This window comes from Bradyrhizobium sp. Kon69, from assembly GCF_055807515.1.
On sequence record NZ_JBVVOS010000004.1, the window covers coordinates 1 to 26,346 of the forward strand.

Below are 26,346 nucleotides of genomic sequence, written 5' to 3' on the forward strand. Positions count from 1 at the left end.
AATCGACCAGACCAGCCCATTTTGATGTGTCAGCTATGTCTCCGAACACCTGTCAGTGATCTGCCCGGTCTAAACATCAAGCCGGGCGATGACGGCGGAGTATGCGGCGACGACCGAGAAAGTCGCCCCTACCCCGCGGCGCCCGCGACCTTCGCCTGCTTCACTGGAGCCACCTCGGTGGTCGCAATCAGGCGCTTCAGCTCGGGGATGCAGGAGCCGCAATTGGTGCCGGCCTTGAGCTTTGCGCCGATCTCGGCGGCCGTGCGCGCGCCTGCGACGATGGTGTCGCAGATGGTGCCGCGGCCGACGCCGAAGCAGGCGCAGACCACCGGACCGGTCGAAGCCGCGCCCTCGCTCGACTTGCCCGACAGCAGCATACGCCGCTGCTCGTCGGTGACGTGGTCGGCGACGAACAGGCTCTTCACCACCTCCCAGTCGCCGGCATCATGCGCGGGGCCGACGAACAGGCAGGTTTCGATGCGGTCGCCGGCAAACGACGCCGCGCGATAAACGCCGCCGCCGAAGTCGCGATAGTCGGCGACGTCCTCGCCGGCAATGCCACCGAGCCAGGTCGGCCAGCGCGACAGGTCCGCATTGTCGGCGAAGAGATAGCCGAAGCCGCCGGTAACAGTGACGCGGGTCCACATCAGGTTCGGCGGCAGCTCCAGCTGCTTGCGCGACAACGCAAAGCCGCGGAAGACGTATTCATAAGGCACGATCGCGGCTGGTGTCGCCTTGGACTCCGGCTGCCCCGAGAACGGATCGGTGAACGGTGCAACCAGCGCCCCGACGCGACCATGCGAGGCGTTCATCGCACTCCAGTGGATCGGCGCGAACAGCGTGCCGCGCTGCTGGCGGTCGCTGACGACGGCCTTGAGAGTGCACTGGCCATAGTCGGTCGTGATGCGGGCATAGCCGTCATGGACAATGTTGTATTTGTTGGCATCGTCGGGATGAATCTCGACGAACGGCTCGGGCAGATGCGCGCCGAGCCGCTGGCTGAGGCCCGTGCGCGTCATTGTGTGCCACTGGTCGCGGATGCGCCCGGTATTCAGCCGCAGCGGCCGCGACGGTCCGGTCTCGCCACGCAGCGCCGGCACTTCCGGCGCGACGAAGCGGCCCTTGCCGTCGTTGGTGAAGAAGCCGCCGGCCGCGAAGAAGCGCTCGCCGGGCGCCTCGCCTTCGCGCGCGGGCCACTGCACGGGCTTCAAGGCGTCGAAGCCCTCGTCGGAGAGCGAGGTCAGCGCGCCGATATCGAAATCGCGGCTGGCATCGTTCTCGAACGCCGAGAGCGCGGCGTGCTCGCGAAAGATGTCGGCTGCGGATTTGTAATTAAAACTGTCGCCGAAGCCGAGGCGTTTTGCGGTTTCGCTCACGATCCACCAGTCCGGCCGCGCCTCGCCGGGCGCCGGCAGGAACGAGCGCTGGCGCGAGATGCGGCGCTCGGAATTGGTCACGGTGCCCGACTTCTCGCCCCAGGCCAGCGCGGGCAGCAGCACATGCGGGCCGGCATCGACCGTATCGTTGGAGAGCACGTTCTCGGAGACCACGAACAGCTCGAGCTTCTTCAGCGCCTCGCGCACGAAGTCCGCGTCGGGCAGCGACACCGCGGGGTTGGTGCCCATCACCCACAGCGCCTTGACCTCGCCGCGGTTGATGGCTTCGAATAGCTGCACCGCCTTCAACCCTTCATGGGTGGCGATGCGCGGCGCCTTCCAGAACCGCCGCACGCGATCGATGTCCGGCGGCGTGAAGTTCATGTGTGCGGCGAGCTGGTTGGCGAGGCCGCCGACCTCGCGACCGCCCATCGCGTTGGGCTGGCCGGTGAGCGAGAACGGCGAGGCGCCGGGCTTGCCGATGCGGCCCGTGGCAAGATGGCAGTTCAGGATTGCATTGACCTTGTCGGTGCCCTGCGCCGACTGGTTGACACCTTGCGAGTACAGCGTGACGACGCGGGGCGTGTCACGGAACATCTTGAAGAAGGTGGCAACGTCCTGCTCGGAGAGGCCGGTCGCCAGTGCGGTGGCGGTGACGCTGCCGGCGATGCTGCGTGCGCGCGCCAGCGCGTCGTCAAAGCCCGAGGTGTTTTGCGCGATATAGTCCTGATCGAGCGCACCATTGTCGGCGAGGTGGACGAACAGGCCGGAGAACAGCGCCGTGTCGGTGCCGGGCTTGAGGCCCAGGAACAGATCGACATCGGTCGCGGTGTCGGTGCGGCGCGGATCGATCACGATCATGCGCGCGCCGCGCTCCCCACGGTTCTTCAACATACGCTGGAACAGCACGGGATGGCACCAGGCGGCATTCGAGCCGACGAAGACGAGAAGATCAGCCTGATCGAGATCCTCGTAGCAGCCGGGCACGGTGTCGGAGCCGAAGGCGCGGCGATGACCGGCGACCGAGGACGACATGCAGAGCCGCGAATTGGTATCGACGTTGGCCGTGCCGACAAAGCCCTTCATCAGCTTGTTGGCGACGTAATAGTCCTCAGTCAGGAGCTGGCCGGAGAGATAGAATGCGACCGCGTCGGCGCCGTCGCGCGCGACGATGTGCTGCATCCGGTGAGCGACGTGATCGAGCGCATCGCTCCAGACCACGCGTTCGAGCACGCCCTTGCAGCGGATCATCGGATAGAGCAGCCGGCTTTCCAGCCCGACGGTCTCGCCGAGCGCCGAGCCCTTGGAGCACAGCCGGCCGAAATTGGCAGGATGATCGGGATCGCCCGCGATCGCCGCGCCGCCCTTGCCGTCCGGCGTCGCGAGCACGCCGCAGCCGACGCCGCAATACGGACAGGTCGTCTTGGTGGCACGGAGCGTGGGATCGATCGCCGTCATATCAAGCCGCCTCAATCAAGCCGCTTTGGAAGGACGCGCGAGCGCGCGGCCGAACATCATGTCGGCGCGGATCGTCGCCACCTTTTCGCGGTTGCGGATCAGTTCGAGATACCAGAGCGCATCAACGGTATCGCCGATCAGCAGGGCGCCGGTGAGCCGGCCCTCGGCGATGACGAGCTTCTTGTAAGTGCCGCGCCTGCGGTCCGACAGCACGAGGCTCTCGCTGCCCTCCCCGCCCATGAAGTCGCCGGCGGAGAACACGCTGACGCCCGACACCTTCAGATTGGTCGAGACCACACTGCCCTGATAGGCCGCGGGACGGCCGGCGAGATGTCGCGCCAGCACGCGCGCCTGCTCGTAAGCAGGCTCGACGAGGCCGTAGCAGGTGCCGCGATGCTCGGCGCATTCGCCGAGCGCGTAGATACCGGGTGACGCCGTCTGCATCTCGTCGTTGACGACGATGCCGCGGTTGACTGCGATGCCGGCGTCCTTTGCCAGCGCAATGTTGGGCCTGATGCCGGCGGCGAAGATCACGGCATCGGCCTCGATGCGGCTGCCGTCGGCAAGCTCGACCGCTTCGACATGGCCCTCGCCGTGGATGCGCGCTGTGGATGCATTGAGCAGGATGCGAATGCCCTTGCGCTCGACCAGCGCCTTGAGCAGGTCGGCAGCGGGCGCATCGAGCTGGCGCTCCATCAGCCGATCCATCAGGTGCAGCAGTGTCACGGGCGCTCCGGCCTTGGCGAGCCCGTAAGCCGCTTCGAGTCCGAGCAGACCGCCGCCGACCACGACGACGCGCTTCCTTGCGGCAGCGAGCGTCAGCAGCAGATCGACGTCGCGGGTGTCGCGGAAAGTGTGCACGCCGGCGAGATCGGCGCCCGGCACGTTGAGCCGCAGCGGCGTCGAGCCGACGGCGAGCACGAGCTTGGAATATTCCATGCTCTCTTCGCCTTCGATCTTGAGCTCGCGTCGGCCGGTGTCGATCTCGGTGACGCGATAGCCGTAGCGCACCGTGACGCCGCGATGGCGCCACCAGTCGGCAGGACGAAGCTCGATCTCGTGCGAACCGGTCTCGCCGGCCAGCACGGAGGAGAGCAGAACGCGGTTGTAAGCGAGCCGTGGCTCTTCGCCGATCACGGCGACCGCGTAGCGGCCGAGCGAAGTCTTGGCGAGCTCGTCGACCAGACGCGCGGCCGCCATACCGTTACCGACGATGACCAGCGGTTCACTCACAACGCATCTCCTATTCGGCGGCCTGCGACTGTGCGCCGTAGGCCTCGGACATCATGTAGCCGGACAACACGCCGTAGGCGTCAGTCCAGGCGGTGGCGAGTTCGGGCGTCCAGGCTTCGCCGAGGCCCTTCTCCAAGGTCCACAGCAAGGTCGCGCCGACCACGGGGTAGTGCTCGGCCTTGGCGCCGTAGCCGACGTGACGCTTCGCAAGCGCCGAGGCCGCGGGAAGAATCGAGTCCAGGTTCGACAGACCGCCGACGACGGCGGCGAGCATGCCCATCAGCTTCTTGCGCTGCTCGGTCATGTCTTCGGGAAACATCGCGCGCACGGATGGCGCGACCTCGAACAGGCGATCGTAGAACAGCACCGCGGCCTGCGCGGAAATCGGCGCGACTTTGGCAAAGCTCTGCTGGACGAGGGTGATCTGTTCTGGCGTCATGATGTTCTCCTGCCTGTTGGGTTTGCCTTGGTGCGCGCCATTGCGAACCAGGTTCATTGTCAAACTGTCGGGCAATGCTTCTCCCCGCGTACGGGGAGAAGCGAGATTCGTACCAAGTATTAGACACGCGCTCCCGCGAGGTTTGACGCGCCTTCACCCTGCGGGCTGCGACGCAGATAGAACCACCAGGTCAGCGCGAGGCAGGAGGCGTAGAAGCCGAGATAGATCGCAAGCGCGAGCTGCGGCCCACCGGTCAGGGCGATCGACTTGCCGAAGCCGGTCGGGATCAGATAGCCGCCGACGGCGCCGACCGCACCGATGAAGCCAACCGCAGCACCACTCTCGATGCTCCCGGTCTTCAAGGCGACCGCGCGCTCCGCATCGCCCTTGCCGCGCACCCTGAACAAGTTCTGCTCGCGGAAGATCGAGGGGATCATGCGATAGGTCGAGCCGTTGCCGATGCCCGTCGTCACGAACAGGACCAGGAACATCGACAGGAAGCCGATGAAATCCTTGTGCCCGACGAAGTAGAGCACGCCGATCGTCGCGCCTGCCATCACGATGAAATTCCAGAACGTGATGACCGAGCCGCCGATCCTGTCGGCGAGCCAGCCGCCGAGCGGCCGCGACAGCGAGCCGACCAGCGGTCCCAGGAAGGCGATCGCAATCGTGACTTGCGGGAACTGGGTCTTTATCAGCAGCGGAAATGCAGCCGAGTAGCCGATGAAGGAGCCAAACGTGCCGATATAGAGATACGCCATGATCCAGGTGTGCTTGCGCTTGACCACCGCGAGCTGGTTCTTGATCGACGACTTGGCCGTGGTCAGGTTGTTCATGAAGAACACTGCGCCGAACACCGCGATCGCGATCGGCAGCACCCACATCAGGCCGGCATTCTGAAGAAAGACACCATCGACCGGCGTTGCCTGGAACAGGTTGATGACGGCGAGCGTCATCAGGATCGGGGTCAGGAGCTGCACGCTGGAGACGCCGATATTGCCGCCGGCTGCATTCAGTCCCAGCGCCCACCCCTTCATCCGGTCGGGGAAGAAGAACGAGATGTTGGTCATGCTGGAGGCAAAATTGCCGCCGCCGAGACCGGCGGTCGAAGCAATCAGCAGCATCAACCAGAACGGCGTGTCGGGCTGGCCGACGAAATAGGCCAGCGAGAGCGTCGGAATGAACAGGATCGCCGCACTGAAGATGGTCCAGTTGCGACCGCCGAAGGTCGTCACCGCGAAGGTGTAGGGAAAGCGCATCAACGCGCCGATCAGCCCGGGCACCGCGACGAGCTGGAACAGCTGGTCGGTGGTGTAGTGGAAACCCGCCTGCGGCAGCTTGGTGGTGACGATGCTCCAGATCAGCCAGACCGAGAAGCCGATATGTTCGGCCACGATCGACCAGATCAGGTTGCGTCGCGCGATGGTCTTGCCGCCCGCATTCCAGAACGCCTCATCTTCGGGGCGCCAGTCTGAAATCCAAGTTGGATTCTTCGTCATTGAGTATCCCTTCCAGACTCACCGCTGCGTCGTTGCAGGCTCAGCCTCCGGCCACGGAGGCGCGCTCCGAGGCTTCACCCCGGTGGCGAGTTACGATGCTGATTGATGATGTTGAGGGACGTCGTCGTTGGCGTCGCAGTTGGTGTTTCAATTTCCGTGCCAACTGCGCGCATTCCGGAAACGCAAGAAATTCAGGAGCTTGTTCGGAGTGCTCCGAATTTTTGCAGGACTATTTCGCACGCAAATTTTGCGATTCGCTCAATCCCTGTGCGGCGCACAAGGATTGAGCTTGATGATTCAAAATTAGGCGTTGCGTCAGCACCCGTTAGTGACGCGTTTACGCGGCCTCGACGAAGCGATGACGCTCATAGAGGAATTCGAGCACGCGCTGCCGGCACTTCAGGTAAGTGGTGTTGGTCGCGAGCTCGAGCCGCTTTCGCGGGCGCGCCAGCGGCACCTCCAGCACCTCGCCGATGCGCGCGCTCGGCCCGTTCGTCATCATGACGATGCGATCGGACAGCAGCACCGCCTCGTCGACGTCATGGGTGATCATCAAAATGGTGTTGCCGAGCTTCTGATGCAGCGCCATCACCGAATCCTGCAAATGCGCGCGGGTCAGTGCGTCGAGCGCGCCGAAAGGCTCGTCGAGCAGCAACACTTTCGGCTCCATGGCCAGCGCGCGGGCAATGCCGACGCGCTGCTTCATGCCGCCGGAGATTTCCGAGGGCCGCTTGTCCTTGGCATGGGCCATCTGCACGAGGTTGAGATTGTGCATGACCCAGGCGTCGCGTTCGGCGCGTTTCTTGGTTTTGGCAAAGACCTTGTCAACGCCGAGCCGGACGTTCTCGTACACGGTCAGCCACGGCAACAGGCTGTGGTTCTGAAACACCACCGCGCGATCGGGCCCCGGCGAGTTCACCTCGCGGTTCTCCAGCAGCACGCCGCCGGTGGTGGCGTTGGTCAGGCCTGCGATGATGTTGAGCAGGGTCGACTTGCCGCAACCGGAATGGCCGATGATCGAGACGTATTCGCCCTTCTGGATGGTGAGATTGATATCCTTCAGCACCTCCGTGGAGGCAGCGCCGCGGGTAAAAATCTTGTCGATGTGGTCGAGCTTCAGATAAGCGGTCATGTGCTTCCCCTTCAGTTCAGCGCGGTGCCGCGGGTGACGATCTTGCCGGCGCCCGCGATCAGGCGGTCGAGCACGAAGCCGATGATGCCGACATAGAACAACGCCAGGATGATTTCGCTGATATGCGAGGAGTTCCAGGCGTCCCAGATGAAGAAGCCGATGCCGACGCCGCCGATCAGCATTTCCGCGGCGACGATGGCGAGCCAGGAAAGACCGATGCCGATGCGAAGTCCCGTGAAGATGTAGGGCGCGGCGGCCGGGATCATGATCTTGACGAAGAATTCGAGCGGGTTGAGCTGCACCACCGCCGCGACGTTGCGATAATCCTGCGGGATGTTGCGGACGCCGACCGCGGTGTTGATGATGATCGGCCAGATCGAGGTGATGAAGATGACGAAGATCGCGGACGGCTGGCCGTCGCGGAACGCGGCGAGCGACAGCGGCAGCCAAGCCAGCGGCGGGATCGTGCGCAGCACCTGGAATAGCGGATCGAGCCCGCGCATCGCCCAGACCGACTGTCCGACCAGGACGCCGAGCGCGATGCCGGCAATGGCGGAGAGCGAATAGCCGAAGGCGACGCGCTGGAGACTGGCGGAGAGGTGCCAGAACAGCCCCTTGTCGATGCCGCCATGGTCGAAGAACGGATCGAGGATCAGCTCCTTGGTATCCTTGAACACCTTCGACGGCGGCGGCAGTGCCGAGCCGGCGCGGCGGCAGACCAGCTCCCACACCAGAAGCAAGAGCGCGATCACGACCAGCGGCGGGATCACGCGCACGGCGGTCTCCCGCGCCATCCGCGCGTAAGTCTCCGAACGCGGCGGCCGCTTCGGCGTCATCGCGACGACCGGCGCGGCAGCGCTCGCGGGCTTCGCGGTCTCAACCTCGATCTTGGTGGCGGGCATGTTCATTGCAATATCTCTCCGGCTGCAAAAGGCGATGCGGCCGCCCGGAGGCGGCCGCTGGCTCCATCAGACTTCGACGCGCTTGATCGCGAGCGACTTCAGATAGGCAGCCGGATTTTCCGGATCGAACACCTTGCCGTCGAAGAAGGTCTCCTTGCCGCGCGAGGTGGAGGTCGGGATCTCCGCGCTTGCGATGCCGAGCGTCTTGGCCGCGTCGCGCCACATGTCTTCGCGGTTGACCTTGGCGATCAGCGCCTTGGTGTCGAAATTCGCCTCGTACTTGCCCCAGCGGATATCCTCGGTGAGGAACCAGAGATCGTGGCTCTGAAACGGATAAGAGGCGAAGTCGCGCCAGTACTTCATGATATGCGGCGAATTCTCGACCACCTTGCCCGGAAGGCCGTAGTCGAACTTGCCGGCGGTGCGGTCGAGCACGTCTTCGACCGGGCAGTTCATCCACTGCCGCTTACCCATGATGGCGGCAAGCTCGGCCTTGTTCTCGGCCTTGTCGGACCATTGCTGCGCTTCCATCACCGCCATCAGCAGCGCCTTCGCGGCCTTCGGATATTTGTCGACGAAGGCGGCGCGCATGCCGAAGGATTTTTCCGGGTGCTTGTTCCAGAGCTCGCCGGTCGTGATCGCGGTGTAGCCGATGTTCTGGTGGATCAGCTGCAGGTTCCAGGGCTCGCCGACGCAGAAGCAGTCCATCGTGCCGACCTTCATGTTGGCCACCATCTGCGCAGGCGGCACCACGATGGTCTCGATGTCCTTGTCCGGATCGATGCCGCCGGCGGCAAGCCAATAGCGGAGCCAGAGGTCGTGCGTGCCGCCGGGGAAGGTCATCGCGGCCTTCACGGCCTTGCCCGAGGCCTTCTTCTTCTCCAGCGCCGCCTTGAAGGGCGTGGCGTCGACGCCGAGCTTCAAGTCGGCATATTCACTGGCAACGGAGATGCACTGGCTGTCGAGATTGAGCCGCGCCAGGATGTACATCGGCGTCGGTTGGTTGTTCTGCGTCACCTTGCCGGCCGAGATCAGATACGGCATCGGGGTCAGGATATGCGCCCCGTCGATGCCGTTGCCTTCCGAGCCGAGCACGAGATTGTCCCGCGTGGTGCCCCAGGAGGCCTGCTTCTGCACGTCGGTGTCGGGCATGCCGTATTTGGCGAACAGGCCCTTGTCCTTGGCGACGAACAAGGGGCCGGCATCGCTCAGCGCGATGAAGCCAAGCTTTGCGCCCTTGACCTCCGGTCCGGCGTCCTGCGCGAAGGCGCCGGCTGGGAAATTCAGCTTCACGGCGGCCAGGAGTGCGGCGGTCGAACCGGCGGCCTTCAACAATTGACGGCGGCTGAGGCCAGTGTCCGACGGCCGGCGGGTGCGCTTGGTCATAGGCGGTATCGTCCTTTGCGTCGTTGCAGAATGATTGTGTCAGTGCACACGAGCAGCCCGTCCGTCCGGCGACGCCTGAAGCAGCGCATGCGAACGCGCGACGGGGAGACCCCCGTCTGGTGGCGTCGGCAATTCGGATGAGAAGTCTCGCGGGACGGCTTCAATGGCGTCGGCTTGGAACTATTCAAGCTTCATGCCAAGCGCGACGCAGCCGAAAACAAATCGATATCAATAGCTTATGTATGCCGCGCCAGTCTGTCGCAGGTCTGCTCCGCTCGTGAAATTTGCGACCTGCCCAACATTTGTGCGGCGCACAAGAGTTGTGCAGCCGCTTAAGCAACAGGCCACTCAGCCCGCAAAAGCCGGGTCAGGAAAAGTCGTATCTTATTGATATCGCTCAGTTCTTATGAGCCCAACGCGCGGCACGCAATTTGCATTAAATTTCGCGTCAACGAAGACTGCGGCTCGACCGCAATGCTGCAGCCTCAGGCGGCTGCAGCACGGAAGCTCATCTGCTTCGCGGCCCTCCCGGCTTCATCCTCGTGACGCGATTCCCAGAGCTTCCAAATCTCTCCGGCTTACGCGCGGCAACCCAGCCCGCACGGCCAATGATGTTCAGTCGCGCTCAAGCAGAGTGTGTCGATCTCACTAGGAAGCAAAAGGAACCATTGATGTCGTATCTCGCGCCTTCGGAATTCGTCACCAAGATGGTGGATGCGGGCGAGTCCAAAGTCTTCATGTCCACCCGCGATACCATCATCCGCGCCTATATGGCCGGCGCCATCCTCGCGCTCGCCGCCTGGTTTGCCGTCACCATCAACGTGAACACGGGGCAGCCGCTGATCGGCGCGCTGCTGTTCCCGGTCGGGTTCTCGATGCTCTATTTGTTGGGCTTCGACCTTTTGACCGGCGTGTTCGTGCTGGCGCCGCTGGCGCTGATCGACAAGCGCCCGGGCGTCACCTTCGGCGGCGTGCTGCGGAACTGGGGCCTCGTCTTCGTCGGCAATTTCGCAGGCGCCCTGACGGTAGCCTTCATGATGGCCTTCGTCACGACTTTCGGCTTCACGCAGGATCCGGACAAGGTCGGCACGGCGATCGGCAATATCGGCGAAGGCCGCACGCTCGGCTATGCCGCGCACGGCGCAGCCGGCATGGCGACGCTGTTCATCCGCGGAATGCTCTGCAACTGGATGGTCTCGACCGGCGTCGTCGGCGCCATGATCTCGACCTCGGTCCCCGGCAAGGTCATCGCGATGTGGATGCCGATCCTGGTGTTCTTCTACATGGTGTTCGAACATTCCGTCGTGAACATGTTCCTGTTCCCCTCCGGCCTGATGCTGCACGCGAAGTTTTCGATCATGGACTATTTGATCTGGAACGAGATCCCGACGGTGCTCGGCAATCTCGTCGGCGGCCTCGCCTTCACCGGCATGACCCTCTACGCCACGCACGTCTTGACCCAGCCGAAGCGCCAGGCGGGCAAGGCCACGTCGCCCCGCGTCGCGGCCTGATACGTCTCGACAGGAGAGCCTCGCCCGATCAGGGTGAGGCTCCCCTTTTGCCGGTGATGACGATGACCCGCGGACTTCAGATCTCGGTCGGCCAGCATTCCGACAAGGGTCGCAAGCCCATCAACCAGGATTTTCACGGCGTCCTCGTTCCGGACGAACCGATGCTGAGCCTGAAAGGCATTGCGGCCGTCCTCGCCGACGGCATCTCGAGCAGCACGGTGAGCCAGATCGCCAGCGAGTCGGCGGTCAAGAGCTTCCTGATGGACTATTACTGCACGTCGGAATCATGGACGGTCAAGACCTCCGCCCGTCGCGTGCTGGACGCGACCAATTCCTGGCTGCACGCGCAGACGCGCAAGAGCCAATATGCCTATGACCGCGACAAGGGTTATGTCTGCACGCTGAGCGCCATGGTCATCAAGGCGACCACCGCGCACATCTTTCACGTCGGCGACTGTCGCGTCTACCGCGTGGCGGGCAAGGCGCTCGAACAGCTGACCGATGATCACCGGATCATCGTGTCCTCGGAGCAGACCTATCTCGGCCGTGCGCTCGGCATCAATCCGCAGCTCGAAATCGACTATCAGAGTTTCGAGATCGAGACTGGCGACACCTTCCTGCTGGCGACCGACGGCGCCTATGAATTCGTCGACGCGCGTTTCATCACGAGTGCGCTCAGCGAGCATGCAGCCGAGCTCGACGGAGCGGCGAAGGCGATCGTCGAGGAAGCCTACCGGCGCGGCAGCGACGACAACATCACGGTCCAGATCCTCCGCATCGATGCGGTGCCGCAGCGCGAGCCGGCCGGCATCTTCAACCAGACCTCCCAGCTGCCGCTTCCCCCGCTGCCGGAGCCGCGGGCACTCTTCGACGGCTACAGGATCGTCCGCGAAATCCACGCCAGCAGCCGCAGCCACATCTACCTTGCGGTCGACGCGGTGACCGAGGAGCCGGTCGCACTCAAGCTGCCGTCGATCGATTTGCGCGACAATGCCGCATACCTCAAGCGCTTCCTGATGGAGGAGTGGATCGCGCGCCGGATCGACAGCCCGCATGTGCTGAAGCCGTTGTCGCAGTCGAAACGGCGTGGCTATCTCTATGTCGCGACCGAATTCGTCGAAGGTCAGACCTTGCGGCAATGGATGACGGACAACCCACGCCCTGATCTCGAAACCGTCCGCGGACTGGTCGAGCAGATCGCCGCGGGCCTGCGCGCCTTCCATCGCATGGAAATGCTGCATCAGGACCTCAGGCCCGACAACATCCTGATCGACAAGACCGGCACCGCGAAGATCATCGACTTCGGATCGGTCAAGGTGGCAGGCGTCGCGGAGGCGGCCCCGCAGGACGAGACCGACGAAATTCTGGGAACGGTCCAGTACACGGCGCCGGAATATTTTCTTGGGCAAGGCGGCTCGCCGCGCTCCGACATGTTTTCGCTGGCCGTGATCTGCTACCAGATGCTGACGGGAAAGCTGCCCTATGGCACCCAAATCGCGAGGATCCGGCGCAAGGCGGACGTGCGGAGGCTCAAATACCGCCCGGCCGAAGACGACAGCAACGTGCCTGCCTGGGTCGATGGCGCGCTCAGACGTGCGCTGCATCCGGATCCCTACAAGCGGCACGAGGATCTGTCCGAATTCGTGTTCGAGCTTCGCACGCCCAATCCGGCCTATCTCGACACGCGGATCACGCCGCTTTTGGAGCGCAGCCCGCTGATGTTCTGGAAATTGACCACGGCAGCGCTCGCCTGCGTCGTCGTGGTCCTGCTTGCGATGTTGCACGCTCGCTGATCAGGGGTGTCGCCACGCAAGCGTCACCACGTGATGAGCGGAGAGCGATGCAGCCAGGTATCGGCGCGCACCTGATCGAGCACGAACGTCGCAACGTCTTCGCGCGCGATGCTGCCGCCATGGAAGCCCGAAAGATCCGTCAGGGCCCGGACCGAGCCGCGGCCGGGCTTGTTATTCAGGATCGAGGGGCGAACCAGGACCCAGTCCAGCCCGCTGTCTCTGACGATGGCTTCCTGCCGGTTCTTGTCCGCGTACACCTTCTTCAGGAGAAGCGGAAAGATCACATTGTCGGCGACAAAGCCGCCGTGCCCGGCACTGTCGCCGGCGCCCATCCCCGTGATGCAAACCAGCCGCGAGACCTGCTCGGCCTTCATCGCGCTCACGAGCGCGCGCGTCGCGGTCGAGAGAAGCGTCACCTCGCGGAACGGGCTCACCGGTGTACCCAGCGCGCTGACCACGGCATCACGGCCTTTGAGGGCTTCGCGCAGGGCTGTTTCATCGCGGGCGTCTCCGACGATGAGCTTCGCCCCCGTGATGTCACGTGCCTTCTCGGCGGAACGCACCAGCACGGTGACGTCGTAGCCTCGCGCCACCGCCTGGTTGACGATCAGGCGACCGGTGGCACCGGTCGCTCCAAGCACCAATATCTTCGTTGCGCCTTCCGGATCCGCCGGAGAAGTGGCGGTTGAAGAGATCATGATAGCATTCCTCGTTGTCGTGATTGGGACGTGCCCGTGCCGTCAGGCAGTGACCGTGATCTCGGAGACGAAGTCGCGATAGGAGCGCAGCGGACGGCCCAACAGCGCGGTCAACCGCTCGACGTCGCCGGCCTCGGGGACCATTCCCTCGGTGAGGAAACGCTCGCTCATCAACCGCATGTCGAAAGCCATCCAGCTCGGCATGAACTGCCTGAGGTTCTTCTCGAAGCCGGCGGTATCGTCACCGGGATAGGCGATCGTGCGGCCCAGCACCTCCGACCAGACGGCGGCGGCTTTCGCGCCGGTCAGCGTATCAGGGCCGACGAGATTGATGCGCGTGAGCGGAAGCGGTGTTGCGGCGCGCTCACGACGGATGAGCTCGATGGCCGCGATCTCGCCGATGTCGCGCGCATCGATCATGGCGAGCCCCCTGCTCCCGATCGGCATCGGGTAGATGCCGTATCCGGTCACCACGTCCTTGATCGTGACATCGTTGTTCATGAAGTACGCCGGGCGCAGGATGGTGGCGTTGAAGCCCATCTGCTCGATCATCCGCTCGACGCCGAACTTGCCGGCAAAGTGTGGAACGTTGACGTAGCGATCGCTGTGGATCACCGAGAGGTAGACGACCCGCTCGACGCCAGCCTCGCGGGCCACGTTGAGCGCGATCAGCGCCTGCGTGAATTCATCCGGCACCACCGCGTTGAGCAGGAACAGGGTCGAGACGCCCTTGAACGCGCTGCGGAGCGCGTCGACGTCGAGCAGGTCGCCCTGCACGACGGTGACGCCTGCCGGGAGGTTTGCCTTGGCAGGCTCGCGGGCGAGAGCACGGACATCGGCGCCGCGCTTGACGAGCTGTTCGACGACGTGGCGGCCGATGGTGCCGGTTGCACCGGTAACGAGGATGGTCATGGGGATCACTCCGGGTTGGGTCAGAAGACATCCGGGAAATTAGTGATCCACAAAAGAACCGATAGCCGCTATATTTGGACAGGCTGTCTCACTGGTGGAACAATGGACCTGCTCGCACTCGCCGATTTCAATCTCGTCGCCCGGCACGGCGGGTTCGGACGGGCCGCACGGGCCGCCGGCCGCCCGAAAGCCACCCTGTCCCGGCGGGTCGCCGAGCTGGAGGCCGCCCTCGACCTCCGCCTGTTCGAGCGCGGCGCGCGCACCCTGAAACTCACGCAAGAAGGGCGCGCCCTTTACGAGCGGACGGGAGCCTTGCTCACCGAGCTCGACGAGACCGCCACAGCAATCGCGTCGGGTGGGGACAGGCCGCGGGGGCTCTTGCGGATCAGCGCGCCTATGCTGTTCTCGCAGACTGCGATGGGAAACCTCGCGGCCGGGTTCGCGCTCAGATACCCGGAGGTCCGTCTTGAGGTCACGACGGAAGATCGCGCCGTCGACATGGTGGAGGAAGGCTATGACCTCGTCATTCGGGTCAATCCCGATCCGGATGACAGCCTTGTCGGACGAATTTTTCTGCGCGATCGGCTGGTGGTGGTGGCGAGCCCGGACCTGAAACGGCCGAGGGACGGTATCGCTGTGCCGGCTGTCATGCGCGGCACGGGCGATCAGCTGACAAGCTGGGAAGTCACCGTGCCAAGCGGACAATCGCGCATCGCGATTGATCCGGTCCTTCGCCTGTCATCGCTCGTCATGGTCCGCGATGCGGTCCGGGCGGGCGTCGGCGCCGCCCGCCTTCCGGTATCACTGGTCAGTCACGACCTGGCTGCCGGCACGCTGGTGCATTGGGGCGACATCGACGGACCGGAGATCGCATTGTGGACGCTCTATCCATCGCGCCGGCTGTTGAGCGCGCGCGTCTCCGCCTTCCTCGACTTCATGAAAGAAGCCTTTCCGATGGGGACGCCTGACGAGCTGGCGGCCTTTATCGGGAGATGAGAGGGCGGCGCGCGCTGCTCGCGCCTGACGGTCAGGCGTGCTCCTCCGCCTTTGTCCCCAGCGGCTTCGGCGCCATGCCGCCGCCGGGCTTGAGGTGAAATTCGTAGCTCATCAGATGCCACTGCCCGTTCGCCTTGCTGCCGTCGGGCATCGCCGCATCCTTGCGCGGCTCGACCTTGGCGACGAGGTCGTCCTTCACGCCGAACACCACGTCGGAATCCAGATATTTGTCGCCGTCCATGAAGACGTGGGTGATCAGCGGCTCGTAGCCCTTGGCATTGACCAGGAAGTGCACATGCGCCGGGCGCATCGGGTGGCGATTGGTCTGCACGATCATCTCGCCGACCGGGCCGTCGGTCGGGATCGGATAGCTGCACGGCAGGATGGTGCGGAAGAAGAAGCGGCCATCGTTATCGGTGATGAAGCGCGCCCGCGCCGAGGCGCCGACCTCGTCATAGTTGGGCTTCTGCGAGTCGTAGAAGCCGTCATCGTCAGCGTGCCAGACGTCGACGGGGACATTCGCGAGCGGCTTGCCCTTGAGATCGGTGACACGGCTCTGCACGAACATCCGTTCGCCGGTTTGATTGTTCGGAGAGATGTCGGTGCCGTGCGCCGTCACCTTGTGCTCGCCGACATAGAACGGCCCGAGCACGGTGGTCTGGGTGGCGCCCTCGCGCTCGCGATGGTTGACCGCGTCGACCAGCATGGAGACGCCGAGCACGTCGGACAGGAGGATGAATTCCTGTCGTGTGTCCGTACATTTCTGGCCGGTGCGGGTCAGGAAATCGATGGCGTATTCCCACTCCGCGAAGGTGAGGCCTGCCTTGCTCACGTAATCGTGCAGCGACTTCACCAATTCCTGGAGCAGGAATTTCGCGCGCGGGTCAGGTGTCTGGTCAAAGCTCCGGACGACGGCTTCGGTGAGTTCGGTTTCGTTGAACTGGGTCATGGTGCGTTTGCCTGCGTTTTCTCATTGGCCCGTTGGGGATCTTTTGGGCTGCTTGGAGGCGTTCCAAAGTGAAGCCTACACCAAACAGCCGGCCGGCGTTAAGCGCGACCGGCTTGGAATGAGACCGCCTTTTCGGCTATCAACGGCGGACAAAACTGCTCGGAGGAACTGATGCTCGCCCCCACCCCCGCCTCGCCCGAATCCGTGGGCATGTCCAAGGCCGCGCTCGACCGCGTCGATGCGCATCTGAAGAGCCGGTACATCGATGCCGGCCGCTTCCCGGGCACGCATCTCCTGGTCTATCGCCGTGGCAAGATCGCCCACAGTACGGTGCAGGGTTTTGCCGACGTCGAGCGCAAGCTGCCCGTCAAGGACGACACGATCTATCGCATCTATTCCATGACCAAGCCGCTCACCAGCGTCGCCTTCATGATGCTGGTCGAGCAAGGCCTCGTCGCGATCGATGAGCCCGTCGCCAAGTACATTCCGGAATGGAAGGATCTCGGTGTGTTCGTCGCCGGCACTGCGCCTTCCTTCCTGACCCGGCCGCCGTCGCGGCCGATGCTGATCGTCGACCTCCTGCGCCACACCTCCGGCCTCACCTACGGTTTCCAGCAGCGCTCGAACGTCGATGCCGCCTACCGCGCCGAAAAGATCGGCGAGGTCGAGAAATCCGGCACGCTCCAGACCATGATCGAGAGCCTCGCCAAAATCCCGCTGGAGTTCTCGCCGGGCGAGGCCTGGAATTACTCGGTTTCGACCGACGTGCTCGGCTACCTCATCGGCAAGATCTCCGGCATACCCTTCGAGCAGTTCCTGAAACAACGCATCCTCGATCCACTCGGCATGTCCGACACTGATTTCCACGTGCCGGCTTCCAAGGCCCACCGGTTCGCCGCCTGTTACTCGGCCGACCCGGGTGGCGGGATGACGTTCCATGCCGGCCAGCGGCGCGAGGGCCTGACATTGCAGGATGATCCAACCAAGAGCTCGTTCCTGTCGCCGCCGTCCCTGATCTCGGGCGGCGGCGGGCTGTGCTCGACGACGGCCGACTACCTCACCTTCTGCCGCGCGCTGCTCAACGGCGGCGAGCTCGGCGGCGTCAGGCTGATCGGGCCGAAGACGCTGGCGCTGATGACGACCAACCACATTCCGGGTGGACGCGCGCTGCCGGAAGTGTCGCGCTCGTTGTTTGCGGAAGCTGCCTATAACGGCATCGGCTTCGGCCTCGGCTTCGCCGTGACCATGCGCCCGGCCGAGACGCTGGTCGCCGGCAGCCCCGGTGAATACAATTGGGGCGGCGCGGCCACGACGTCGTTCTGGATCGATCCAGCCGAAGAGCTGATCACCATCTTCATGACCCAGGTGCTGCCGTCGAGCGCCTATCCGCTCCGGCGCGAGCTGCGCAGCATGGTCTACGCCGCGATCACCGAAAGCAATCTCTAGACAAACTGCACCGATCCCGCGACATCAGAGCCGCGGGATCAAGCCCCGCTCATTTCAACATCTCCGGCACGATCAGGCGCGGCAGGAACAGCGACACGCTGGGCCAAATGATGAGTGCCGCCAGCACGAGCAGCATGGGAATCAGCATGATCACCGTGTCCTTCAGCGCATAGCGCAGCCGCACCCCGGCGATCGAGCAGGCGATCATCAAGCACAGGCCATAAGGCGGCGTCACCAACCCGAAGGCCAGCGAGACGATCGAGATGATCGCAAACTGCACCGGATGAAGGTCGACCGATTTCGCCAGCGGTTCGAGAACGGTACCGACGATGATGATCGCCGGAATGGCGTCGAGGAAGCAGCCCACCACCAGAAAGCAGAGCGCAATGAAGAAGCCGGCCCCGATCGCGCCCATGCCCCAGGTCGAGACGTTGGCCAGCAGCTCCTGCGGGATCCTGTAGTAGGCCAGCAGCCAACCGAACGCGCTGGCGGTGCCCACGCAGAACAGCGCGACACCCGCGAGACGGCCGGTGTCGAGCAAAGCCTTGTAGAGTTCGCGCGCGCCGGTTTCACGGTAAAAGAATGTCGATAGCGCCACGGAATAAAGCACCGCGACGCAGGCGGATTCGGTCGCGGTGAACCATCCGAGCAGAATGCCGCCGACAATGATGAACGGCGTCAGCAGCGCCGGTATCGAGCGCCAGATGGCGCAGCACATCTCCCTCCAGGTGTCCTTCGGATAGGTCGGGTAACCTCGTCGCACGGCATAGATATGCACTGTGGCCATCTGCGCTCCGGCGATCAGCAATCCCGGCACGATGCCCGCGAGATACATCGCGGCGATCGAGGTCGAGATCAGTCCACCCCACACGATCATCAGGATCGAGGGCGGGATGATGACGGCGAGCACGGCCGAGACCGCGGTAATGGCGATCGAGAACGAGAGGTCGTAACCCTCCTTGGTCTGGGCATCGATGAAGATCTTGGACTGGCTCGCCGCATCCGCGGTGGAGGAGCCGGAGATGCCGGCAAAAAAGACCGACAGCACGACGTTGATCTGCGCCAGCGACCCCGGCCAGTGCCCGACCATCGAGCGCGACAGCGCGACCAGCCGGTCGGTGATGCCGCCGATGCTCATCAAATTGGCGGTGAGCAGGAAGAACGGCACCGCCAGCAGGATGAACGAATTGTAGGCGTTGAAGGTTTCCTGCGCGAGCGTCATCAGCGATAGATGCGGCTCGATCAGCAGGATCGGCACGCAGGCAAGGCCAAGCGCGAAGGCGACCGGTACACGTATGATGAGCAGGCCAACGAAAGTCCCGAACAGGACCATCGCGGCCTGTCCGGCAGAAAGAACATTGCCGCTCATTGATTGGCCCCAACCAGAATCCGCATCTCGTCGACAATCTGTTCACCGGCGAACACGATCCAGGTCACGCCGGCAACCGGCCAGGCGACGTGGATCAGCCAAAGCGGCAGATCGGCCAGCTCCGACGTCCTGTTCCAGGCAAAGCGGGTGAACTCGATGCCGGCGGACACGAACACAAGCGCCAGCGCCAGCACGCCGAGCCGCGCGAGAATCCGCACCATGGCTTCGCTTCGGCGTGACAGGTCAGGCCAGACGTCAACTTCAAAATGCTGCGACTCCCTGATGCCGACCATGGCGCCGATCATGATTGTCCAGATGAACATGAACCGTGCCATTTCCTCGGTCCAGATGTAGGACGGAATCAAAGGCGTGTAGCGCGAGATGATCTGCAACGTCACCGGAATGACCAGAAGGCCGACAGAGGCAGCGAGCAGGATCTCCAGCAGTTTTCCATAGGCCGCCGTTGCTCGGCGCCATAGCGACGGGTTCGGTGGCATCGATATTTCGGTCATTACGACTCCGGGGGATCACAATCACGCAATGGGGCAAGCCGTCCGGCTTGCCCCGACGTCCTGTCGCGAGGGCGGCGACAGTTCTCAGACGACGTTGATCTTCTCGAAAATGCCTTCCGCGCCGATTTCCTTGGCGTAGGTGGCCATCACGGGGTCGGCGAGCTTCTTCATGGCGTCCCGCTCCTCGAACGGAACGCGCTTGAGCTTGCCGGCCTTCTCCAGCGTGTCGAGCTTGACGACCTCTTCGCTCGACTCCAGCTGACGGCCGTAGTCGCCGGCCTCCTTGCCGGCCTTCATGATCGCGTCCTGCAACTCCTTCGGCAGGGTCTTCAGCGTCTTCACCGAAAAGCAGATCGGCCGGATCGACACGGCGTGTTGGGTCAGGTTGAGATGCGGGGCCACTTCGTAGAACTTCATCGCCTCGACGCCGGCCGCCTCGTTCTCGCCGGCCGCTATCACGCCGTTCTGGATCGCGTTGTAGATTTCGTTATAGGCGATCACCGTCGGGCTCATGCCCACGGCCGCAAAGGTCTTCGACCAGATCGGCGCGCCCTGCACGCGCACCTTGAGTCCCTTAAGGTCGGCGAGAGTTTTGAGCGGCTTGTTGGCGAAGATGTTGCGGATGCCACCGCCGGAATAGCCGATCAGAACAACCTCGGCCTTGGCCGCGACTTCGTCGGCGATCGGCGCCAGGATATTGGCTTCGACGACCTTGTTCATGTGCTCGATGCCCTTGAACACGAAGGGCGCGTCGATGAACGGGGCTGCCTTGGCGAAGGTCGACATGTGAGCCGGCGAGACGATGCCGTAATCGACGGCTTTGCCCTGCGACATGTACTCGAAATACTGCTTTTCCAGGCCGAGCGAGGAGTTCCTGTGCAGCGTGAAGTTGACGGGCTTGCCGTAGTACTTCTTCACCAGCTCTTCGAACCGGAGCAGTGCCCGGTTGAAGGCGTGGTCGTCGTTGAACTGGACCGCGCCGTTCAGCGTGATCGGCGACTGCGCCCTGACGATTGACGGCATGCCAATCGCGGCCGCCGCAGTGGTCGCACTGATCCCAGCGAGAAATGATCTTCGCTTCATCGTCTCCCCTCCCTTTGATGCTCCGGCCCTGTCGCCGGGCCGTGAGCGCAGCCGGTATGCGGCTTGCGAGAGGGAAGCGTATGAAAAACGTCGGCTGGACGGAAGTCATTTCGCGTGCGCGGGAGGTCCTCTTCGTCGCAGGGCGCCCCTTTCGCGAACTGTTGCACTGCAACTTGCTCCTGCCGGCGCGTGGCAGGCCGAGGGGCGCCCTCCTCCTCTCGTAGCAGACGGCTTGCGGACCTGTGCGCTGCACGCACAGACCCGCTCGCCTTCCACTGCTCTTTAATGCAAATGGCCGATCAGATAGATGCCGCCGCCGATCACCAACACGGCCGGCACGGCCCAGAGAATCAGAACTGGCATTTGTCATCCTCCTCAGTTGGACGTGCAGACCTTGACGGTCTTCATGCCGCTTTCAGCCTCGGTGCGCGACTTGTAGATCGTGCCTGACGGGCTGACGACGGTCATGGACGTGTCCGTCGGCTTCTTGTCGACGATCGTGCACTTCTTGGTCTTGACGTCCTGCACGACGTAGAACTCGTCGGCCGCGAACGCCGGCAGGGATATTGCGGCAAGCATCAGTGCTGCAGTTACTATCTTCAACTTCATTTGTCGTCCTCCTCCAGAGCCCGAGCCGTTCAGCCCGGTCAGCTACAAACGGGAAAAAGCGGCAATTTGTTCCCTGAGCCGGGAACGCAGTCAGTGATGAGGGGTTGTTGCGGCGCATATTCAAACGAGGAGAACGAGATGAAGAAGTTGTTCCTGCTTTCCGCCGCCGCGGTCCTGATGTCGACCGGTGCTTTCGCGCAATCGACCGTCGTGACGACGACCGGGACCGGCCACGCGGCGGCCGTTCAGATCGAGCCGCAATACCGAACCAAGATCAAATCCTACGTTACCGAGCACCGCATTCGCCCGGTGACGACGAAGGAAAAGATCGTTGTCGGCGCGGCCGTGCCGAGCGATGTCGAGCTCGAGGCCGTTCCCGCAGACTGGGGTCCGTCGCTGACCAAGTATCGCTACGTCTACTCCGGCGATCGCGTGATGCTCGTCGATCCCGGCTCGCGCACGGTCGTTCAGGAAATTGATTGATCCAGGTGTAAGGGGGGCCGCCTCGAAGGCGGCCTCCCTCTCTGGGAGTTGACGTCATGAAATCGTATCGAGAGGCCCGGATCGCCGGGCTCAGCCTGGCGGCCGTCTACGCCATGTGCCTGCTGCTGACCGCAATCAGCATGAGCTGAGGCGCAGCCGCCGACTGCGCTGCAAATCTTGTCCCTGGGCGGGCTCGTCCGGACGCGAAAATTATGGCGCGCCGCAAATCCCGCCCCTATGGTCTCCCAAAATCATAAATCCGGCGCTCCCCTGCGCTGGAACCGGGACGCCTGCGTTTGTCAAAGCTCACTTTGCCGGTCCGGCTCGCTCTTCTGGTCACGGGAACGATGTTGCCGCTGATCGTCTTCGCGGTCGGTATTGCCGTTTACAATTACAAGCAGGACCGCAACGACGCGACCCGCCGCGTGCTGGAGAACGTGCGCAGCATGCGCCTCGTGCTGGACTCCGAGGTGCAGCGGATGACCGGCGGCCTGCAAGTGCTTGCGCTGACGAATTCGCTGCGCGACAACGACTTCCAGAACTTCCGCCGCATCGCCCTCGGCTTCGTCGATCAGTATGGCAAGGGCGGCCTGGTGCTGATCTCTGATCGTAAGGGCCGACTGCTGTTCTCCTCCGCGACGGAGGACACCGCAAGCCTGCCGCCACGCGGCCACCTGGAGATCATCGAAAAGGTGTTTGCGACCAGATCGCCGCAATATTCCGACCTGTTCACCGGCGCGATCAACGGCCGGCAGGTGCTTACGGTCGAGGTTCCGGTGCTCCGCGACGGCGAAGTGATCTACGACCTCTGCTTCAGCCCGCCGGTCAGCATCTTTCAGGACCTGGTCGAGAAGCAACGGCCCGACCGGGATTGGACGGTCTCCCTCCTCGACACCAGGGCCATCGTGTTCGCGCGCACGCCGAACCCTACGGAGATCTTCGGCAAGCGGGCTACCGGCACGCTGTACGAGAGTATGTTGCGCACGCCGGAAGCCGCACTCTCGACGGTTTCGCTCGACGGTGTTGCGTTGTCCACCGTCTATACGAGGTCGCGGCTGACCGGCTGGACCATCGTGGCCGGCGTCGCCGAGAGCTCGCTGATCGCTCCGCTCTGGCGCAACATCGCGATCACCAGTTTTATCGGCGGCATCCTGCTGCTGACCGGCCTGACCTTCGCGGTCAGGATGGCGACCACGATCGCGCGCGGCGAGATGCTGCACGATCTCCTGATCGACGAGCTCAACCATCGCGTCAAGAACACGCTCGCCCTGATGCAGGCGATCGCGGTGCAGACCTTCCGCAGCGCCAGCCGGGACGAGCGGACGAAGTTCGAGGGTCGGCTCGGCGCGCTGGCCGAGGCGCATAATTTGTTGAGCCAAGAAAAATGGGCAGGCTCCGAGCTGCGGGACGTGATCACCCGCGCGCTCCAGCCGTTCCTACTGAACAATCCAGAGCGCATCCGCATGGCCGGACCCGCGGTGCCGCTGTCGCCGCGGCTCGCCGTGGTGCTGTCTATGATCGTGCACGAGATCGCCACCAACGCTGCAAAATACGGTGCGCTGTCCAACGAGACCGGCCGGGTGACGCTGGAGTGGGAGGTCCTTGCCGAGGCGCCGAAGCCGCGGCTGCGCCTGATCTGGACCGAGATCGGCGGACCGCCGGTGACGGCGCCGGTGCAACGCGGCTTCGGCTCGCGCCTGATCGAGCGCAGCGCGCGCGACCAGCTCGGCGGCGAGGCAACGGTCGACTTCCTGCCGCGCGGCGTGGTCTGCACGGTGATTTGCGCGCTGGATGAGGCGCGATGAACGGAGGCCGGCCATGAAGATGACAAGGGTTCGCACGCACATTCTCGAAGCAAAGCTGTCACAGCCTTTTGCGTATTCACGCGCCTGGTACGACACGCGCACCGCGATGCTGGTCGAGATCGAGACCGACAATGGACTTGTCGGATGGGGCGAATGCTATGGGCCGGCACGGATGACGGCGACGGTGGTGCAGAGTATCGCTCCGTGGCTGATCGGCGAGGATCCATTGCGCACCGACGTGCTGTGGCAGATGGTCTACGCGCGCCTGCGCGATCACGGCCAGAAGGGCGTCGTGATCCAGGGGATGAGCGGCATCGACATCGCGTTATGGGACATCAAGGGCAAGCATTTTGGCGTACCCGTGCATCAGCTTCTCGGCGGCGCCGCGCGCAAGGAGGTTCCAGCCTATGCGACCGGTCTCTACCGGCGCAAGTCAGGCGATCCGCTGACCTATCTACCAGAGGAAGCGGCGGGTTATGCCGCCGAAGGATTCCGCGCCGTGAAGCTGAAGGTCGGTTTCGGCATCGCCGAGGATGCCGCGGTCACCCGCGCGGTGCGCGAGGCGATCGGCCCCGATGTCGCGCTGATGGTCGATGCGAACCACGCCTATGACGCGGTCGCGGCGATCCGGCTCGGCCGCCTGATCGAGCGCCATGACATCGGATGGTTCGAGGAGCCGGTGCCGCCGGAGGATATCGCGGGCTATCGCGCGGTGAAATCCGCGCTCACGATTCCGGTCGCCGGCGGCGAGTGCGAATTCACGCGCTTCGGCTTCCGTGAGCTGTTCGTCTCGCATGCGCTCGACATCGCCCAGCCCGACACCTGCGCGGCAGGTGGTCTCTCCGAATGCAAGAAGATCGCCGACATGAGCGAGGCGTTCGGCATCCGCTACAATCCGCATGTCTGGGGCACCGGCATTGCGATCGCCGCCTCGCTCCAGCTGCTCGCCGTGCTGCCCTCGCACACGCCGACTTCGCTGTCACCGCTCGAGCCGATGCTTGAATTCGACCGCACCGAACATCCGATCCGGCAGGCCATCCTCAAACAACCGATCGAGCATGAGAGAGGCGTCGTGCGGGTGCCCGAGGGACCTGGCCTCGGCATCGAGGTCGACCGCGAGGCGCTGGCGCGCTTTGCGGCGGACGCCTAACCGATCGTCTGCAACGCCGGGAACGTCTCGAGCAGCCAGATGCTCACATTCGACACCGCGCCGGTGAGGAATCCAATGCCGGTGATCACCATCAGGACGCCCATGGCGCGCTCGACATTGACGAGATGGCCCTTCATGCGTGCGAACAGGTTCGAAAATTGCTCGATCATCAGGGCGGCGATCAGGAAGGGAATGCCAAGGCCGGCCGAATAGACCGCGAGCAGGCCGGCGCCCTTCGTCACCGTCGCTTCGGCGGCGGCGACCGAGAGGATCGCAGCAAGGATCGGGCCGATGCAGGGCGTCCAGCCAAAGGCAAAGGCGAGCCCCATCACATAAGCACCCCAGAGGCCGACGGGCTTGGGCGCGGTCAAACGTCCCTCGCGCATCAAGAGGCCGATACGCGTCAGGCCGAGGAAATGCAGGCCCATGATGATGATGACGATGCCGGCGAGGATCGAGAGTTCGGCCGACCAGGCGCGGATCAGCCCGCCGATCAGCGAGGCGCTGGCGCCGAGCGCCACGAACACCGTGGAGAAGCCGAGCACGAACAGGAGCGCCGACATCATGATCGCGCGTTTCGAGACTGATGCGGGCTCGTTGCTTTCGACATGCTCGATCGTCGCGCCCGTCAGATAGATCAGGTAGGGCGGGACCAGCGGCAGGACGCAAGGGGAGAGGAAGCTGACGAGGCCGGCAATCAGCGCCGCCGGGATCGAAACATTTTGCATGATGCAGTCGGAGCCATCTCAGGCGCCGGCGCGGCGCGCGGGGAGTGCGCGCGGCCCGGAGCCGAACCGGCTCTGGTGTAGCCGATGCCAGCGAATGCGCAACAGAGGCGCACAAAACCAGGGCTCCTCCCGATGCCGTCTGTGATCACAGATGCGGCATCGGGACACGCACAAATCTCGCCAAAAAGCGAGACTTGGCGGCGCGGCTACTTCACCACGCGGAGCAGCGGACGCCGGGGCTGGTCCTGCGTCTGCTTGGAGGGGGGCTGCGGTTCGTTGGTCGCGCTCCGCAGCATTTCGTCGCACAGTGCCTTGAGGTCGGCACTGTCAATTCCTTTGAGTTTCATCCGCACGTCCAGGATGACAATGGACAGCAGCTCGGCCGACTCGCGGCTGTTGCTCTCGTTGAGCACCCTGCGGCACTCTTCGAGCGTTTCCAGCACCGACTGCAACTGTTCGTCTGAATGCGACACCGACGTTCTTCCCGCTAATTCGGCCTGTGAGACGTGGTTGTGACGACCTCTTTGGCCCCCATGGAGCGTCGAGGATAACACGAGGCCGCTGCGCCCCCGAATATGATTTCAGCGTGTTGGTGCCTAGAAACCGCGGTTCCGGCGAGTACTGCTTCGCGCCGCGGGCCAGCGTCGACTCGCTCAGTCGCAAAACGCTCAATCTTAAAACGCTCAATCTTAAAACGCCTGGCGTGCAGCAATTGATCCATCGCGGAAGGCGGCACCGGCTCTTGCGCAAGGACGTTCATTGCGGACAGCGCCGACGATCCCGCAGCCATGTCACGGCCCACAACGGAACTCACGCCACACCCCTCATACGGGCGATGGTTTGCCCGATTCCCAGCCCTTGTTCCCGCCCTGGCAGC

Annotated in this window: 23 protein-coding genes; 7 read left to right on the forward strand and 16 right to left on the reverse strand. The window is 63.8% G+C overall.

Annotation, left to right across the window (positions count from 1 at the left end; translation table 11 throughout):
• Positions 1–128: 128 nt before the first annotated feature.
• The 7 genes from AC0L3U_RS06450 to AC0L3U_RS06480 all read right to left on the reverse strand — a co-directional run bounded on the left by AC0L3U_RS06450 (position 129) and on the right by AC0L3U_RS06480 (position 9,425).
• Positions 129–2,834 (reverse strand): molybdopterin-dependent oxidoreductase, encoded by a 2,706-nt coding sequence (locus tag AC0L3U_RS06450; protein ID WP_473361113.1) that lies wholly within the window; start codon positions 2,832–2,834, stop codon positions 129–131.
• 15 nt (positions 2,835–2,849) lie between these two features.
• Positions 2,850–4,067: an NAD(P)/FAD-dependent oxidoreductase gene (locus AC0L3U_RS06455; protein WP_473361114.1), complete on the reverse strand. Its 1,218-nt coding sequence runs from the start codon at positions 4,065–4,067 to the stop codon at positions 2,850–2,852.
• A 10-nt stretch (positions 4,068–4,077) separates the two neighbouring features.
• Entirely contained in the window at positions 4,078–4,506 is a 429-nt protein-coding gene (locus AC0L3U_RS06460; RefSeq protein ID WP_026233298.1) for a globin family protein, read from the reverse strand.
• 119 nt (positions 4,507–4,625) lie between these two features.
• The gene (locus AC0L3U_RS06465) at positions 4,626–6,005 is read right to left on the reverse strand and encodes an MFS transporter (protein ID WP_473361115.1); all 1,380 of its coding nucleotides are present in this window, start codon (positions 6,003–6,005) and stop codon (positions 4,626–4,628) included.
• A 337-nt stretch (positions 6,006–6,342) separates the two neighbouring features.
• Positions 6,343–7,137, reverse strand: a complete 795-nt coding sequence (locus AC0L3U_RS06470; protein WP_473361116.1) for an ABC transporter ATP-binding protein — start codon at positions 7,135–7,137, stop codon at positions 6,343–6,345.
• Between the two features lie 11 nt (positions 7,138–7,148).
• Positions 7,149–8,045 (reverse strand): nitrate ABC transporter permease, encoded by an 897-nt coding sequence (gene ntrB, locus AC0L3U_RS06475; RefSeq protein WP_473288956.1) that lies wholly within the window; start codon positions 8,043–8,045, stop codon positions 7,149–7,151.
• Positions 8,046–8,105: 60 nt separating this feature from the next.
• The gene (locus tag AC0L3U_RS06480; RefSeq protein ID WP_456765368.1) at positions 8,106–9,425 is read right to left on the reverse strand and encodes a CmpA/NrtA family ABC transporter substrate-binding protein; all 1,320 of its coding nucleotides are present in this window, start codon (positions 9,423–9,425) and stop codon (positions 8,106–8,108) included.
• A 671-nt stretch (positions 9,426–10,096) separates the two neighbouring features.
• On the opposite strand from AC0L3U_RS06480, the gene AC0L3U_RS06485 reads away from it, so the two are divergent.
• Both AC0L3U_RS06485 and AC0L3U_RS06490 read left to right on the forward strand, forming a co-directional pair.
• On the forward strand, positions 10,097–10,936 hold the full coding sequence (locus tag AC0L3U_RS06485) for a formate/nitrite transporter family protein (protein ID WP_456765369.1): 840 nt from the start codon (positions 10,097–10,099) through the stop codon (positions 10,934–10,936).
• A 56-nt stretch (positions 10,937–10,992) separates the two neighbouring features.
• The gene (locus tag AC0L3U_RS06490) at positions 10,993–12,729 is read left to right on the forward strand and encodes a bifunctional protein-serine/threonine kinase/phosphatase (protein ID WP_473361117.1); all 1,737 of its coding nucleotides are present in this window, start codon (positions 10,993–10,995) and stop codon (positions 12,727–12,729) included.
• A 23-nt stretch (positions 12,730–12,752) separates the two neighbouring features.
• Here the strand turns inward: AC0L3U_RS06490 and AC0L3U_RS06495 are convergent, their stop codons facing one another.
• Positions 12,753–13,427: an NAD(P)-dependent oxidoreductase gene (locus tag AC0L3U_RS06495; RefSeq protein WP_473361118.1), complete on the reverse strand. Its 675-nt coding sequence runs from the start codon at positions 13,425–13,427 to the stop codon at positions 12,753–12,755.
• A 42-nt stretch (positions 13,428–13,469) separates the two neighbouring features.
• A complete protein-coding gene (locus tag AC0L3U_RS06500; protein ID WP_473361119.1) occupies positions 13,470–14,339 on the reverse strand; it encodes an SDR family oxidoreductase in 870 nt (289 codons plus the stop codon).
• A 102-nt stretch (positions 14,340–14,441) separates the two neighbouring features.
• Between AC0L3U_RS06500 and AC0L3U_RS06505 the strand changes: the two genes are divergently transcribed.
• Positions 14,442–15,335 (forward strand): LysR family transcriptional regulator, encoded by an 894-nt coding sequence (locus AC0L3U_RS06505; RefSeq protein ID WP_473361120.1) that lies wholly within the window; start codon positions 14,442–14,444, stop codon positions 15,333–15,335.
• A gap of 31 nt (positions 15,336–15,366) precedes the next feature.
• On the opposite strand, the gene AC0L3U_RS06510 is transcribed toward AC0L3U_RS06505, so the two are convergent.
• Positions 15,367–16,284: an intradiol ring-cleavage dioxygenase gene (locus AC0L3U_RS06510; protein ID WP_473361121.1), complete on the reverse strand. Its 918-nt coding sequence runs from the start codon at positions 16,282–16,284 to the stop codon at positions 15,367–15,369.
• A gap of 171 nt (positions 16,285–16,455) precedes the next feature.
• Here AC0L3U_RS06510 and AC0L3U_RS06515 point away from each other — a divergent pair, with 171 nt between their 5' ends.
• Complete coding sequence (locus AC0L3U_RS06515) at positions 16,456–17,730, forward strand: serine hydrolase domain-containing protein (RefSeq protein WP_473361122.1); 1,275 nt, start codon at positions 16,456–16,458, stop codon at positions 17,728–17,730.
• Between the two features lie 49 nt (positions 17,731–17,779).
• On the opposite strand, the gene AC0L3U_RS06520 is transcribed toward AC0L3U_RS06515, so the two are convergent.
• The 4 genes from AC0L3U_RS06520 to AC0L3U_RS06535 all read right to left on the reverse strand — a co-directional run bounded on the left by AC0L3U_RS06520 (position 17,780) and on the right by AC0L3U_RS06535 (position 21,303).
• Complete coding sequence (locus tag AC0L3U_RS06520; protein WP_473346825.1) at positions 17,780–19,099, reverse strand: TRAP transporter large permease; 1,320 nt, start codon at positions 19,097–19,099, stop codon at positions 17,780–17,782.
• A complete protein-coding gene (locus AC0L3U_RS06525) occupies positions 19,096–19,611 on the reverse strand; it encodes a TRAP transporter small permease (RefSeq protein WP_473361123.1) in 516 nt (171 codons plus the stop codon). Before AC0L3U_RS06525 ends, AC0L3U_RS06520 begins: the two co-directional genes overlap by 4 nt.
• 84 nt (positions 19,612–19,695) lie before the next feature.
• The gene (locus AC0L3U_RS06530) at positions 19,696–20,694 is read right to left on the reverse strand and encodes a TRAP transporter substrate-binding protein (protein ID WP_473361124.1); all 999 of its coding nucleotides are present in this window, start codon (positions 20,692–20,694) and stop codon (positions 19,696–19,698) included.
• 375 nt (positions 20,695–21,069) lie between these two features.
• A complete protein-coding gene (locus tag AC0L3U_RS06535; RefSeq protein ID WP_007607722.1) occupies positions 21,070–21,303 on the reverse strand; it encodes a hypothetical protein in 234 nt (77 codons plus the stop codon).
• Positions 21,304–21,441: 138 nt separating this feature from the next.
• Between AC0L3U_RS06535 and AC0L3U_RS06540 the strand changes: the two genes are divergently transcribed.
• The 3 genes from AC0L3U_RS06540 (at position 21,442) to AC0L3U_RS06550 (ending at position 24,741) form a co-directional block, all read left to right on the forward strand.
• Positions 21,442–21,786 carry a DUF1236 domain-containing protein gene (locus tag AC0L3U_RS06540; protein WP_027568825.1) on the forward strand — a complete coding sequence of 115 codons (345 nt, stop codon included), beginning with the start codon at positions 21,442–21,444 and terminating at the stop codon, positions 21,784–21,786.
• A 347-nt stretch (positions 21,787–22,133) separates the two neighbouring features.
• On the forward strand, positions 22,134–23,591 hold the full coding sequence (locus tag AC0L3U_RS06545) for a sensor histidine kinase (protein ID WP_473361360.1): 1,458 nt from the start codon (positions 22,134–22,136) through the stop codon (positions 23,589–23,591).
• Positions 23,592–23,604: 13 nt separating this feature from the next.
• Entirely contained in the window at positions 23,605–24,741 is a 1,137-nt protein-coding gene (locus AC0L3U_RS06550) for a mandelate racemase/muconate lactonizing enzyme family protein (RefSeq protein ID WP_473361125.1), read from the forward strand.
• Here AC0L3U_RS06550 and AC0L3U_RS06555 read toward each other — a convergent pair.
• Positions 24,738–25,469 carry a cytochrome c biogenesis CcdA family protein gene (locus AC0L3U_RS06555; protein ID WP_473361126.1) on the reverse strand — a complete coding sequence of 244 codons (732 nt, stop codon included), beginning with the start codon at positions 25,467–25,469 and terminating at the stop codon, positions 24,738–24,740. The two genes, AC0L3U_RS06550 and AC0L3U_RS06555, sit on opposite strands and share 4 nt — an antisense overlap.
• A 206-nt stretch (positions 25,470–25,675) precedes the next feature.
• Positions 25,676–25,942, reverse strand: coding sequence for a hypothetical protein (locus tag AC0L3U_RS06560; RefSeq protein ID WP_473361127.1), 267 nt, complete (start codon positions 25,940–25,942; stop codon positions 25,676–25,678).
• Positions 25,943–26,346: the final 404 nt, after the last annotated feature.